Annotated in this window: 11 protein-coding genes; 7 read left to right on the top strand and 4 right to left on the bottom strand. The window is 60.9% G+C overall.

Features of this window, described 5'->3' with window-relative positions; all coding sequences use genetic code 11:
- Window positions 1-3 precede the first annotated feature (3 nt).
- Window positions 4-1,116, bottom strand: coding sequence for a sensor histidine kinase (locus VFW72_RS03745; RefSeq protein WP_329672930.1), 1,113 nt, complete (start codon window positions 1,114-1,116; stop codon window positions 4-6).
- 90 nt (window positions 1,117-1,206) lie between these two features.
- A complete protein-coding gene (locus VFW72_RS03740) occupies window positions 1,207-3,282 on the bottom strand; it encodes a PAS domain-containing sensor histidine kinase (RefSeq protein ID WP_329672929.1) in 2,076 nt (691 codons plus the stop codon).
- A gap of 300 nt (window positions 3,283-3,582) precedes the next feature.
- On the opposite strand from VFW72_RS03740, the gene VFW72_RS03735 reads away from it, so the two are divergent.
- Window positions 3,583-4,056: a hypothetical protein gene (locus VFW72_RS03735; protein ID WP_329672928.1), complete on the top strand. Its 474-nt coding sequence runs from the start codon at window positions 3,583-3,585 to the stop codon at window positions 4,054-4,056.
- Here the strand turns inward: VFW72_RS03735 and VFW72_RS03730 are convergent.
- Entirely contained in the window at window positions 4,053-5,693 is a 1,641-nt protein-coding gene (locus tag VFW72_RS03730; protein WP_329672927.1) for a SulP family inorganic anion transporter, read from the bottom strand. The genes VFW72_RS03735 and VFW72_RS03730 overlap by 4 nt on opposite strands.
- Window positions 5,694-5,718: 25 nt before the next feature.
- The gene (gene yfbR / locus VFW72_RS03725) at window positions 5,719-6,327 is read right to left on the bottom strand and encodes a 5'-deoxynucleotidase (RefSeq protein ID WP_329672926.1); all 609 of its coding nucleotides are present in this window, start codon (window positions 6,325-6,327) and stop codon (window positions 5,719-5,721) included.
- 78 nt (window positions 6,328-6,405) lie between these two features.
- On the opposite strand from yfbR, the gene VFW72_RS03720 reads away from it, so the two are divergent.
- The 6 genes from VFW72_RS03720 (at window position 6,406) to VFW72_RS03695 (ending at window position 13,309) form a co-directional block, all read left to right on the top strand.
- Window positions 6,406-6,786, top strand: a complete 381-nt coding sequence (locus tag VFW72_RS03720; RefSeq protein WP_329672925.1) for a DUF3592 domain-containing protein — start codon at window positions 6,406-6,408, stop codon at window positions 6,784-6,786.
- Window positions 6,787-6,881: 95 nt separating this feature from the next.
- Window positions 6,882-7,949, top strand: coding sequence for an efflux RND transporter periplasmic adaptor subunit (locus VFW72_RS03715; RefSeq protein WP_329672924.1), 1,068 nt, complete (start codon window positions 6,882-6,884; stop codon window positions 7,947-7,949).
- Complete coding sequence (locus tag VFW72_RS03710) at window positions 7,946-11,218, top strand: efflux RND transporter permease subunit (protein WP_329672923.1); 3,273 nt, start codon at window positions 7,946-7,948, stop codon at window positions 11,216-11,218. The genes VFW72_RS03715 and VFW72_RS03710 overlap by 4 nt, the downstream gene beginning before the upstream one ends.
- A 20-nt stretch (window positions 11,219-11,238) precedes the next feature.
- Window positions 11,239-11,460 carry a DUF2892 domain-containing protein gene (locus VFW72_RS03705; protein WP_329672922.1) on the top strand — a complete coding sequence of 74 codons (222 nt, stop codon included), beginning with the start codon at window positions 11,239-11,241 and terminating at the stop codon, window positions 11,458-11,460.
- A gap of 95 nt (window positions 11,461-11,555) precedes the next feature.
- Window positions 11,556-11,891: a metal-sensing transcriptional repressor gene (locus VFW72_RS03700; RefSeq protein WP_329672921.1), complete on the top strand. Its 336-nt coding sequence runs from the start codon at window positions 11,556-11,558 to the stop codon at window positions 11,889-11,891.
- Between the two features lie 143 nt (window positions 11,892-12,034).
- Window positions 12,035-13,309, top strand: coding sequence for an NAD(P)/FAD-dependent oxidoreductase (locus VFW72_RS03695; protein WP_329672920.1), 1,275 nt, complete (start codon window positions 12,035-12,037; stop codon window positions 13,307-13,309).
- Window positions 13,310-13,397: the final 88 nt, after the last annotated feature.

Here is a 13,397-nt window from a genome sequence, read left to right as displayed (position 1 = left end):
CGCTCAAGCCGTCTTCTGGCGACGGCGGGCCATCAACAGCGCAAGATCGGCTGCATATCGCTGCGCCTGCGCAGCGTCCATGGCCGCGTCCTCGGCGTGATATGGAGCCCCGGTCGGCAAATCAATCAGGAAATTGCGCAAGCCGTCTTCCTCGTCTTCACGGAGTTGTCCTCCGTGCAGACTCAAAATGCGCTGGCAGAGGTGAAAGCCAATCAAATCTTTCGCGTTGGGCGGAGGCGGGGCTTTTACCGTCTCCGCTTTGCCTTGAGCTGGCTGCTCAGCATTGGGGTCGGCCAGCAAGGTGGCATCACTGGCCCGGGCCGGCCACATGCCGCTGTTCTTGAATACGATGAGGATGCGCGGACCCATCTGCCGGAGTTCAATGTCAAGCGTCCCGCCATTCGGTACCGCCTTGATGGCAGCCCAAAGGCTTTCATTGATCACCCTGGCCAACCAATAGTGGCTGGAATACACGACCGGTAGGTCCACATCGACGACCCGATTGATGAGGCGAACCGTGAGCTTTTTGCTGATCGCCTGAGCTTCCTGCCTGAGCCAGCACTCGTTGAGCAAGGGCCAGATTTCCAGCCGGTCATGCGCCAGAAGGTCTTCGCTTTCCCAGATCGAGGCAAGATCAACCAGACGGTTCACCGTATCGGCCACGACGGAGACGGACTCCATGGCCTTTTTGAAGCCCTCAGGATTGTCCCCTTCCATCGCGCTCTTCATGGCGCTGGAGAAGCGCCCCAACGGTTGGGCAAGATCTGTCCGGATCACGGTCATGAGATTTTGCATGGCCAGCGTCTCGCCATACGCTGGCGGTGCCTTCAGATAGACCCACGCCTCCCCTGCTGCCATGCCTGGACCAACCTGAGCCACCAGCAACTGACGACTCCCGTTCTGGGGCTCGAACTCGAGTTGCAGATGTCGGTCGAGTTTGCCCGAAGCGATCACCGCCACGGCACGCGCCAAAGGAGAATCGGGCAAGGTGTCCCCTTCCTTGAGCCCGGCAAAGGTCTGTGCAAGCTGATTGGAATAGAGGATCTTTCCGTCGGCGTTGGCCCATACAAGTCCATCGGCGACTCGCTCCAGTAGACCTTGCATGATGGGGTTCATGTGACTCCCCCTTTCCAATCGCGGCTGAATCAACGCTCCTGAGTCATTGATATCACTTTTTGCAGATGTGTGCCTGTATCCTCCATCGCACTATGTGATTTGTGCCCGATATGCGTCGGTGACAACACGCAGCCAGAGGGTCACTTCCGTGCCCTTGTTCAATTCGCTTCGTAACTCGACCTCGCCACCGAGGAGACTCATGATTTCCTTGACCAGTGACATCCCCAAGCCTGTGCCTGGAATGTTGCCGGAAGGATCGGCCCGGTAAAAGCGCTCGCACACCCGAGCCAACTGCTCGTGGGTCATGCCAATGCCCTGATCTGTGACCCGAATGCCGATTTGCGGCCCCATATCCAAGCCGCGCTCCACGACGTCCAGCCGGATGACACCCCCCTTGGGCGAATATTTGTAGGCGTTCGACAAGATGTTCGTCAAAGCCCGAACGAGGTGATCCTCGTCTGCGAACACTTGGGGTAGTCCGTCTTCGAACTGCACTTCGACCCGTCGATTGTCCCCAGGAAACAGGAAGGAGTTGACGGCTCTCTCAATGATCGCCCCCAAACCCATGGGGCGAATGTGCAGGTCTTTCCCGGCACGTGCCTCGATTCGAGCCAGATCGAGCAGCTCGGTCACCATGCTGACCAGCAGTTGCGACTGACGATGGATGGTTTCATAGATGTCCTGACGTCGCTCCTCGGAGAACTTCCGCTTCAGCAGCAACTCCGTGAAGCCGTGGACGCTGACCATGGGCGTTCGCAGTTCATGTGCGGCAGTCGACAGAAACTCACTTTTCATGTGGTCGACTTCCATCTCGCGGGTGATGTCGCGCATGTAAACCGCACGCCCGATATAGCGCCCCATGGCGTCGAACATGTCTTTGACTGACCTCTGCAAAATCGATGGTTTGGGCAACACCAGTTCAAGCCGGTCGCTTTCGCCTGATGCGGCTACCGCGGCAATGGGGGCTGGCCTGTGCTCAGGGGCGCACAGGCTGGCGAGAATGGCGTCGAAGTCGGCTTCTGTGACCCCATCGAGACGCTCACGGGTCAGGCCTGTCATCGCGTAAAAGGCGGGATTGCCGTATGAGCGTATGCCCTCCGAGTTGAAAACGATGAATCCGTCCGGAGAGAGCTTGAACAGCGAGTCAAACTCAGTCATGAACTGCCGCACCCGAAGTTCGTCTCTCTTACGATCGATGAAGTGGGAAACCTGCAAACAGACGTTGTCCAAGAAGACGAGCAATTCGCGATCTGGCGGATCGGTTCGAGGGCCGACAAACTCAAGCAAGTAGGTCACCCGATCGCCTGAGAGCACAGGCAAGACCAAGCTGCTTTGCAAGCCTTCCTTGTCAGCTACGGCGCCTCTGTGCCGATCTGACACACGCTGCAGATCATGCACAAAACGGGTCTTCTTTTGCTCCCAGACCTGTCCCAGCCAGTCCTCTCCCTTACTGAGAAGGGCACGTTCGCTGGCGGCAATGAATCCTGCGTATCGCACCTCGTTCGACGACCAGATGGCCGCATGTCGCAAATGGGTATCGCCAACCCATCGCTTGGTTTTCACTTCCCACGCCACCGCGATCGGCCACGAAAGGTAGTTGGCCAACAGCTTGAGCAGACCCGGCAGCAACGTTCCGATTTCGCATGCATCGGACAGCAACTGGAGAACATCATGATGAAGTTGCAACCGCACCTCCGTGCGACGTTTGACCGTGACGTCCCGCTCAATGGCCATATAGCATTCGATTTGGCCGCAGGCATCTCGCAAAGGCTTCGCCTCGATGCTGGCCCAGTAAGTGGCCCCGTCTTTGCGTCGATTCAAAACCTCGGCGGCAAAGGGCAAGCCTTGGTCAATCTGATCTTTCATGTAGGCCGCGGTAGAGGGGTCGGTTTCCGCGGTTTGCAAGATGTCGCCAGGGTTCTTCCCCCGCAACTCATCCAAGGTATAGCCCGTGAGTCGGGTGTAGCTTGCGTTGACCCATTCGACTCTGGCCTGAGCATCGGTCACCACCAAAGCGCTATCAAGGCTCTGAGCCACTCGGGCCATTTTGCTCAAGGCGTGAACCTGCTCAGTCAAGGACTGAACCTGTTGAGCCAGCACCTCAATTGACTGCTCTGACGACTGGGTCGCAGATTCATTGCCAACAGGAATGACTGCCGTTTCCATGAGGCCTCCTCTCCCACTGTGGGGACGATTGGCGCCTCTTCATTTTAGAAAGTCACCCATGCTGGATACACCGCCGAGGACGAAATCCGCCACAACGTCACACCAAGGCTGAATATGTAAGGTTTGCCTTACAGGCCCCAGCCCAACACTAGCCGCCCACGCCCACCCCAGAATGCCCCCTCAAGCCGGGGTGATTGCCCCCACCTGAGGGGCAACCCCCTTCTCCTCTTTCTGGGGTGACGTGGTATTTTTCCTCACCCTATCGATGCCCCCATCGGGCGCCCCCTGGAGGAAATGACCATGCCCCGAGTGTTTCAGGCCAAGTCCCTTGTGCTTCTGGCTGGCCTTGTCCTGTCGATGTCAGCCCACGCCGTTGTCCAGGCCGGTGCTCAATTGCCCCTGAAGTCGATCGATGGTCAGGTGTTCAAGTCTGGCGACCAGAAACGGGTGAAATTCCGTGTCGCCACGCCGGAAGACCCAGCGGATGCCGACACCCCCATTGGCCGCTTGGCGGGCTGCACGATTGAAGGCGACTCGGCCTACAACCCGCGAACTGGGCGGCTGTACGTGAAGCGCCCTGTGCTGACTTGCGCACCCGACACCAAGGTTGGCGCGGCTTTTCTGGGCGGCAGCATCAACGGCCAACTCAGTGAGGCCGGGCTGGAGGGCATCCCGCTGGAATGCCCCAAGCCGAAGGAATGCACCGTTGGCGCGCTGAAAAAGAACAGCGAGGCCGCCTTCACGGTGACGGAAACAATGGGCGGCGGCGACTAAGCCGTTCGCTTGCGAGCCAGCGTCACCGCCTCGTCGATGCTCAATACCGTCAGGGTGACGCCCGGCAAATGCGCCCTCTGGAGCACCGTGTAAGCCTTGCTTTTCAGGCGCGCCACGATCAGGTGCTGACCTGATCGCAGCAGTTGCTGACTGAGTTCTCTCAGGGCCTCTATGCACGAACCATCCAGGTCGGGGCTTTCTTCCAGACTCAGGACCACCGCCTTGGCCGCAGGGCCGTGCTGAGCCAGCGTGCGCTGCAGCAGCACCATCAGCCGCTCGGCGTTCCAGAAGAACATGGGGGCCTCGGGGCGTACCACCAGGATGTCGGGATCGACTTTGGCATGCGGGTACAGCTCCAGGTCAATGAAGTCGTGGCTGTCTTTCAGGCGGCCTAACACGGCAATTCGAGCTTCAGTCAGGCTCTTCAAGGTCAGGAACAGGCTGATGCCGATGGACAGCAACAAGCCATCCAGCACGCCCAGAACCAATACGGCCAGCACCGCAGCGCAAACCAGCAGTCGGTCGCGCTGCCACACGAAGTATGGCGCCAGGGTCTCCCACCTCAGGGTGTGGCTGACCGCCCAGATGACCACGGCCGCCAACACGGGCACGGGGGTACTGGCGACCCAGGGCAAAAACAATGCAACCAGTATGCCGACCGCAGCCGCAGCCATGAGCCCGGCCCAGCGGGTGCGTGCACCCGCTGCTTCGTTGGCAGCGCTGGCTGAATAGCCGGCCCCAACGGGCATGCCTTGCAGCAGGCCACTGAGCACATTGGCCACCCCCAGAGCGAGCAGATCTCGGTCGGGGCGAACCGGGTCACCATGCCTGAGCGCCAGACTGCGGATGGAGCTGTAGGACTCGGCGTACAAGATCAGAACCATGGCAAACGCCAGTTCGCCCACACGCAACCACTGTCCCCAATCAAGTACCGGTACTCTGAGAGAGACATGGTCGAACGCGATGGTACCCACCGCAGGCACGCCATATAACGACAAAGGCGCCCATTCCTGGGCTGCGATGCCAGCAGCCATGACCACCAGGCCGGCGGGCACCCAGCGCAAATGCCGTGACAGGGCAAACAGCGCGGTCAGGGCCAGAACGCCAACCAGGAAGCTGGGGCCATGCCATTGGCCGCTGGCAGCCGCGATTTGAGACAAGACCGACATCGGATCGCTGCCCACCGTGTGCACCGACAACAGGCCTGGCATCTGGCGAATGATGATGAGCAAGGCCAGGCCAAAGGTGTAGCCCTTGACCACCGGCTTGGCCACGAAAGCAGATGCAGCCCCCAGGCGGGCGACAGCGCCAAGCAGAAACAACCCGCCAGCGACACCGACCAGACCAGCTGATAACGACACCCGCCAGTCGAGATGGCCGATCGACATGGAGCCCACCGCTGCCGCCAGCAGTGCCGCCGACGAAGACGTAGCCGACACGATGGCAAAACGGCTGCAGCCGAGTAAGCCATAGGCCAGCAAACCGACGAACAGGGCCACGATGCCCGCCTGGGGCGGCATATTGCCCAAGCCGGCGTAAGCCACGGCCTCAGGTAGCAGCAAACCGGCGAGCGAGAGCCCCGCCAACACATCTTTGCCGGTTGGGCGCCCCAGCGCAAGGTCAGGCCAGCGAGGCATCAACTCAAACCCAAAGGCGCACGCATCAGGCCTCGCCCTGCATCAGCGAGTCGAGCGTGAGGTCATAGGCCTGGCCAAATGTTTTCAGGAAGTACTCCACCTCGGGCGTCATGTGCTGCTCGATCTTGCCTTTGACCTGCTGCTCGGCCTGTTCGAACTCGCGGTTGCCATAGCGCAGCTCAGCTCGGCACTTGAGCCAGGCCGCCAGCCGGTCGGCCGACTTGACCAGACGCGCCTCGTGTTCGGGCCACTGGTGGTGGTCAATCAAACCCGAAAGAGCCGGCCGCAAGGCTTGCGGCAACAACGCCACCATTTCCTGACTGACTTCGTCTTCCAGATGGGCGGTGGCGTGGCGCATGGCCGGCGAATACTTCACGGGGGTGGGCAGGTCACCGGTGATGGCCTCAGACGCATCATGAAACAGGGCCTTGGTCGCCACTGCCTGCGGGTCTACAGCCTGCCCCAGCACATCGCGACTGATCACAGCCAGGGCATGCGCCAACACCGCGACTTCCCAACTGTGCTGGGCCACGTCTTCTTCCACGGCGTTGCGCATCAGCCCCCAGCGTTTGATGAAACGCAAGCGCGAGAGGTGTGCGTAGAAAGGACTGTGCGCAAAATCTTGAGAAGGCATGGAGAAAACGGGACTTGTGCTTTATCTTGAACAGACCGACATCTTCGCGCAATTCCCCCCTCCCCGATGCCATTCGCCATGTTTGAAGACCTGGGCAAATACCTGTTGATCGCCTTTGCGGTGTTTTTTGGTGTGCTGGCATGGCGCGCCTGGCAGATCCGGCAGGCGAGTCCCGAATGGCCTCATGTGGAAGGCGAGATGCTCTCCACGCGCGTCTTTGCGCAAAACGAAACCGGTGGCGATCGGGGCGTGTCCACCCACGAGTGGTACACCGAGGTGCACTACCGCTACATCGTCGATGGGCAGACCTACACCGGCAACCGACTGCGTGCATTCGGACTGCATCATTTTTCACGGGATCAGGCCGAGGCCGAACTCGCCCCGTTTCAGGTTGGCAGTCGCGTGAAGGTGTACTACAACCCCAACAAGCCATCCGAGAGTGTCTTGATTCCGGGCTGAGCCAGCCATCAAAAGCGGCAGCGTCCGAGGGCAACTTGCATACCCTACAGGGTATATGTATACTCCCCACCGTATCCAAGATTGAGGGATGTGACATGGCACACAAGCTCGCGGCACTCACCGCCGCCTTATTGATTGCTCAAACCAGCTGGGCCCAAGCCGCCCAGAATGGCGTTGCATCGCTGGCCGTTCCCACCTTGACGCTGGCCTCAGCCCAGGCTGGGGGTTCAGTGCAATTCGACGGCGTGATTGAGGCGCTGCGGCAAAGCACCGTGGCAGCACAGGTGCCGGGCAACATCCTGGAGCGTCTGGTCAAGGCGGGTGACACGGTCAAGGCGGGTCAAGCCCTGTTCCGCATTGACAACCGCGATACCCAAGCGGCACTCGACATGCGCCAGGCCGAGGTCGCTCAAGCCCAGGCTCAACTGGAAAACGCTCGACTTCAGTGGGAACGCAGCCAATCGCTGCGAGCCCAAGGCTTCATCAGTGCCGCGGCGCTGGATGCCGCCCAAGCTCAGTGGAAAACCGCCCAGGCTGGCGTCGCGGCTGCCCAAGCGGGGCGCAGTCAGGCGGCATTGGCCAAGAGCTACACCCAGGTGTCTGCGCCCTTTGACGGCGTGGTGCTGGCAACCCTGGCCGACGTGGGCGATCTGGCCGGCCCCGGCCGCCCTGTGCTGAGCCTGTATTCGCCGCAGGCCATGCGGGTGGTGGTGCAAGTGCCGGCCTCGCAGTCTGAGGCGCTCAAGCGTGCCACAGAGGTCGCAGTCGATACCCCCCAAGGTGTGCTGACGCCCAGCAAGGTCACCCCCCTGCCCGGCACCGACCCCGTGTCTCAAACCGTGGAATGGCGCCTGGACCTGCCCAAGCAGGCCGCCAGCCTTCTGCCAGGACAAACCGTGCGGGTGCGCTGGGGTGGGGTTGCCTCTGGCAGCGCTTCGATTGGGCAACCTCTGACCGTACCCGCCTCCGCGGTGATGCGCCGCGGTGAGTTGAGCGCCGTTTACGTGGTGCGCGATGGCCGCTTCGTACTGCAGGCCGTGCGCACGGGCCCCTCATCGGGCAACGCCCCCGTGTCGATCTGGTCCGGCGTCAAAGCCGGTGACCGTGTTGCAACCGATGCCGTGAGGGCGGGTCTGGCTGGTGCCACCCCGCAAGCGCAATGAATCAGTTGGGTGTATCCGGGCGCCTGGCCCGCGCTTTCCAGGACAACGCCTTGACACCGCTGCTGGCCATCGTGGCCATGCTGCTGGGTCTGTTTGCCGTGCTGGTTACCCCGCGTGAGGAAGAGCCGCAGATCAACGTGACCATGGCCAATGTGCTGATCCCCTTCCCCGGGGCCTCCAGCACCGACGTGCAGAACATGATTGCGCGCCCGGCCGAACAAGTGCTTTCGCAAATCGCAGACATCGAGCACACCTACTCGGTGGCCCGTCCTGGTGTGGCCGTGCTGACTGTGCAATTCAAGGTGGGGGTGCCTCGCACCGACGCTCTGGTTCGCCTGTATGACGTGCTGAATGCGAATCAGGATTGGCTGCCTCGCAACCTGGGTGCCTTGCCCCCCATCGTCAAGCCCAAAGGCATTGACGACGTGCCCGTGCTGGGCGTGACACTGTGGTCCAAAGACAGCCAATCGGCGCTGGAATTGGAGCGCGTGGCCCGTAGTCTGGAAATGGAAATCAAGCGTGTGCCGGGCACCCGCGAAGTGCAGACCATTGGCGGCCCCGGGCAAGCGGTGCAGGTTTCTCTTGACCCCACCCGCCTGCGTGAGCGTGGCGTCGATGTGCAATCGCTGATGCAGATCGTGGGTGCAGCAAATCTGGGCATGCCCTCGGGCAGTGTCTTGCAGGCAGACGGCAAAGGCCACCAGATGCTCTCGGTGGAGACCGGCGAATTCCTTCGCAGCGCAGACGATGTGGGCGAGCTGATTGTGGGCATTCACAACGGCAAGCCGATTTACCTGCGCGAAGTGGCCCGTGTGGAGGCTGGCGCCCAGCAGCCTCAACGCCATGTGTGGTTCACCCAAGGTGCCGCAGATGCCGCTGCAGGCAACACGACCGCCGTTCCTGCCGGTCAAACTTACCCGGCCGTGACCCTGACAGTGACCAAGAAGCCCGGCCAGAATGCGGTCGATGTGGCCCGCGCCGCACGCGCCCGGTTGGACGAATTGCGCAACACCGTGCTGCCCGCGAACGTGGAGATGACCATCACCCGCGATTACGGCGAAACCGCTGCCGAGAAGGCCAACAAGCTGATCCAGAAGCTGGCTTTTGCCACCGGCTCGGTGATTTTGCTGGTGGGCTTGGCCTTGGGCCGCCGTGAAGCCGTGATCGTGGGCGCTGCCGTGATCCTCACGCTGACTGCCACCTTGTTTGCTTCGTGGGCCTGGGGCTTCACGCTCAACCGGGTGTCGCTGTTTGCCTTGATTTTCTCGATCGGGATTTTGGTGGACGACGCCATCGTGGTGGTGGAAAACATTCACCGCCACCAGCAACTGCACCCGGGCATGCCTCTGCGCGACATCATTCCTGCAGCAGTGGACGAAGTGGGTGGCCCGACCATCCTGGCCACGCTGACCGTGATCGCCGCGTTGCTGCCCATGGCTTTCGTGAGCGGCCTGATGGGCCCCTACATGAGCCCCATCCCGATCAACTCCAGCCTGGGCATGGCCATTTCCTTGGCCATTGCCTTCACGGTCACCCCCTGGCTGGCGCTCAAGCTGATGAAGTCGCACCCTGCCGATGCCACCCATGGCGACTCGGCAGATGGGCATGGCACCGGCGGCAAGCTGTCTCGCGTGTTCCACGCCATCTTGATGCCCCTGCTGACCCAGCGCCGCAAGCGCTGGATCATGGGCTTGAGCATCATTGCCGCCTTGATGGGCTCGGTCGGTTTGGCGACTGTGCCCTCGACTTGGGCTGGCGTGGTCATGAAAATGCTGCCCTTCGACAACAAGAGCGAGTTCCAGGTGGTGGTGGAAATGCCTGCCGGTACCCCCTTGGAGGACACCGAAGCCGCCTTGCATGACATGGGCGCCTTCCTGGCCAAGCAGCCTGAGGTCCTGAATCTGCAAGGCTATGCCGGCACTGCCTCGCCCATTACGTTCAATGGCTTGGTGCGCCAGTACTACCTGCGAGCAGACGCAGAGCAAGGTGACCTGCAAGTCAACCTCGTCGACAAGCACCACCGCAAGGACAAGAGCCACGCCATTGCGCAACGCCTGCGTCCTGAGCTGGAAGTGATCGCGGCACGCCACGGCGCGCGCATCAAGGTGGTGGAAGTGCCACCTGGCCCGCCAGTGATGTCTCCGCTGGTGGCCGAGGTGTATGGCCCCGATGAAGCCGGCCGCCAGCAATTGGCCCGCCGCGTGGCCCAGGCCTTTGACGACACGGCCGACATCGTGGCCATCGACACCACGCTGAAGGAAGATGCCCCCCGCACCTTCCTGCGCGTCCGCCGCCAACGTGCCGAGTCATTAGGCATTCCTGTGGCTTCGGTAGCCCAAACGGTTCAGGCAGCCCTGTCGGGGGCCGATGCCGCCTACCTGCACGACGAGCAATCAAAGATCCCGGTACCGGTTCGCCTGCAACTGCCCCGAGAGTCGCAAATTGGTCTGGATGCTGTGCTGGCCCTGCCGCTGCGTGCCGCCAGCGGCAAGCTCGTGCCCCTGTCTGAACTGGTCACCATCGAAAAGGGCATCATCGACAAGCCCTTGTTCACCAAAGACCTGCAGCCTGTCAGCTATGTGTTTGGCGACATGGCCGGCAAACTCGACTCGCCGCTGTATGGCCTGTTCGACATCCGCAAACAGCTCGACAACGCCACCTTGCCTGGCACGGGCAAGCTGGAGGAATACTGGATCAAGCAGCCCAGCGACCCATATCGCGCCTACGCCATCAAGTGGGATGGCGAATGGCAGATCACCTACGAAACCTTCCGCGACATGGGTGCGGCCTACGGCGTGGGCCTGATCCTGATCTACCTGCTGGTGGTGGCGCAGTTCAAGTCGTACCGCACGCCCTTGATCATCATGGCACCCATTCCACTGACCATCATCGGCGTCATGCCCGGCCATGCTCTGCTGGGGGCCCAGTTCACGGCCACATCGATGATCGGCATGATCGCCCTGGCCGGCATCATCGTGCGCAACTCCATCCTGCTGGTGGACTTCATTGAACTGCAAGTGGCCCAAGGCGTGGAGTTCAAGCAAGCCGTGGTTCAGTCGGCCGCTGTACGTGCGCAACCCATTGCGCTGACTGGCATTGCCGCCATGGTGGGCGCCTTCTTCATCCTTGACGACCCCATCTTCAACGGCCTGGCTGTGTCGCTCATCTTCGGCATTGCCGTCTCGACCCTGTTGACCTTGGTCGTCATTCCTGTTCTGTACTTTGCGGCTTACCGCCGCCAACACGATGCTGCGGCATCGGCCCATTGAACCCACACAAGGAGTACCTCATGACCACCGAACGCTACATCCGCATCATCGCCGGCCTGTTCATCATGATTTCGCTGGCCCTGGGCGTGGAGGGCTCGCCCCTGTTCGTCTCGAAATGGGCGCTGGCTTTCACCGCCTTTGTCGGGGCCAATCTGTTCCAGTTCGGCTTCACCAATTTCTGCCCGCTGGCCATCATTTTGCGCAAGCTCGGCGTACAGGACGCAGCGGCCTGCAGTCGCTGAAATGCCTCTCGGGCCGCGCTTGACCCGAAGATTTCTTGCGCCGCCTCAAGAAACAAGGCGGCCAGCTTGCCCCAAACCTTGTCGGGAGTTGCACAATGAAGTCTTTACCAACGCCCCCGCTGAATCCGGACGACTGCAAGATGGCCGCCCTTGACGACGAAAAAAGCCGAACCGATATCCTGAACCGACTCAAACGGGCCGAGGGCCAGCTTCGGGGCATACAGCGCATGATCGAGGAGGGAGAAGCCTGCCTGGACATTGCCACGCAAATGGCCGCCGTACGCAAGGCCCTGGACAGCACCTATGTGCGCATGACCATGTGCTTCATGGAGCAGCAGATCCAGGCCCGCGTTCAAGCTGAAGCGCCACAAGCCGCTCCCGTCGGAGAACTGATGCACGACATCGAAACCCTGCTGGGCAAGATTCGCTGAATCAGCATCCCGACTCAAGGTCTTGAAAAATGGCGCCACGCTTGCAAAAGCTGGCGCCATTTCAGTATTAACCCTCAAACACTTCTTCTCGCCCAGGCGCATCATTTCAATATACCCATACCCGTATAGGTAAAGGAGCAATGATGGCTGAGATCGTGATTCTCGGTGCAGGCATCGGTGGCTTGCCCATGGCTTTCGAGATGAAAGAAAACGCTCGCCCTGGCGACCGTGTCACCGTCATCTCCAACACCCCCACTTTCCACTTTGTTCCGTCCAACCCCTGGGTGGCGGTCGACTGGCGAGACCGCGAAGAAATCGAACTGCCCATCGCCCCCATTCTGGAAAAGAAGGGGGTGGACTTCATCGCCGTGGGCGCCAAACGCGTTCACCCCGAACGCAATGTGGTCGAACTGATGGACGGTCGTGAGGTGCCGTACGACTTTCTGGTCATCGCCACCGGCCCCAAGCTGGCGTTCGACGAGATCGAGGGCTTAGGCCCGAACGGCCATACCCAGTCTGTGTGCCACGTGGACCACGCCGAGCATGCCAAGCAAGCCTGGATGGAGTTCGTGAAAGATCCCGGGCCGGTGGTGGTGGGCGCCGTGCAAGGCGCCTCGTGCTTCGGCCCCGCCTACGAGTTCGCCATGATCATGGAAACCGACCTGCGCAAGCGCAAGATTCGCGACAAGGTTCCCATGACCTATGTGACCTCAGAGCCTTACATCGGGCACCTGGGCCTCAATGGGGTGGGCGACTCGAAGGGTTTGATGGAATCGATCTTCCGAGACAAGTCGATTCGCTGGATCTGCAATGCGAAGGTCACCAAAGTCGAACAGGGCGTGATGCACGTGACCGAGCACGACGAAGACGGCAAACCCAAGAAGGAACACACCCTGCCCTTCAAGTACTCGATGATGCTGCCAGCCTTCAAAGGCGTGGATGCGATCTTCGGCATTGACGGCCTGGTCAACCCGCGCGGCTTCGTGTTGATTGACGAACACCAGCGCAACCCCAAATTCCCCAACATCTTTGCGGTAGGCGTGTGTGTGGCCATTGCCCCCACCGAGCCCACGCCGGTGCCCACAGGCGTCCCCAAGACCGGCTACATGATCGAATCCATGGTCACCGCCACGGCACACAACATTCGTGCGGTGCTCGACGGCCAACCGCCGAAGGAAAAAGCCACCTGGAACGCCGTGTGCCTGGCCGACTTTGGCGACCGCGGTGCGGCGTTTGTCGCCCTGCCCCAGATTCCCCCACGCAATGTGAACTGGTTTGGCGAGGGCTACTGGGTGCACCTGGCCAAGATCGCATTCGAAAAGTACTTCCTGCGCAAGATGAAGAAAGGCACGTCTGAGCCCATCTACGAAAAAATCGTCATGCAGGCCATGGGCATCATGAAGCTCAAAGACAAATGACGAGATGACGGAAATGAAACGGGGGGCACGAAGCCCCCCATTTCTTTGGCCTGTACAGCGCCTGACGCTGCACAGGCGCAAGACGCCA

The sequence above is a fragment of the Aquabacterium sp. genome, assembly GCF_036273115.1.
GTDB lineage: Bacteria > Pseudomonadota > Gammaproteobacteria > Burkholderiales > Burkholderiaceae_C > Aquabacterium.
Note: the sequence above shows the minus strand (reverse complement) of the source record. Positions and strands in the feature narration are given on the sequence as shown.

Excerpts from the sequence above, each read along its gene's own strand:
- VFW72_RS03715 (WP_329672924.1), top strand. The coding sequence starts at position 6,882 with ATGGCACACAAGCTCGCGGCACTCACCGCCGCCTTATTGATTGCTCAA.
- VFW72_RS03720 (WP_329672925.1), top strand. The coding sequence starts at position 6,406 with ATGTTTGAAGACCTGGGCAAATACCTGTTGATCGCCTTTGCGGTGTTT.
- VFW72_RS03740 (WP_329672929.1), bottom strand. The coding sequence starts at position 3,282 with ATGGAAACGGCAGTCATTCCTGTTGGCAATGAATCTGCGACCCAGTCG.
- VFW72_RS03705 (WP_329672922.1), top strand. The coding sequence starts at position 11,239 with ATGACCACCGAACGCTACATCCGCATCATCGCCGGCCTGTTCATCATG.
- VFW72_RS03710 (WP_329672923.1), top strand. The coding sequence starts at position 7,946 with ATGAATCAGTTGGGTGTATCCGGGCGCCTGGCCCGCGCTTTCCAGGAC.
- yfbR (WP_329672926.1), bottom strand. The coding sequence starts at position 6,327 with ATGCCTTCTCAAGATTTTGCGCACAGTCCTTTCTACGCACACCTCTCG.
- VFW72_RS03735 (WP_329672928.1), top strand. The coding sequence starts at position 3,583 with ATGCCCCGAGTGTTTCAGGCCAAGTCCCTTGTGCTTCTGGCTGGCCTT.
- VFW72_RS03745 (WP_329672930.1), bottom strand. The coding sequence starts at position 1,116 with ATGAACCCCATCATGCAAGGTCTACTGGAGCGAGTCGCCGATGGACTT.
- VFW72_RS03730 (WP_329672927.1), bottom strand. The coding sequence starts at position 5,693 with ATGCCTCGCTGGCCTGACCTTGCGCTGGGGCGCCCAACCGGCAAAGAT.
- VFW72_RS03700 (WP_329672921.1), top strand. The coding sequence starts at position 11,556 with ATGAAGTCTTTACCAACGCCCCCGCTGAATCCGGACGACTGCAAGATG.
- VFW72_RS03695 (WP_329672920.1), top strand. The coding sequence starts at position 12,035 with ATGGCTGAGATCGTGATTCTCGGTGCAGGCATCGGTGGCTTGCCCATG.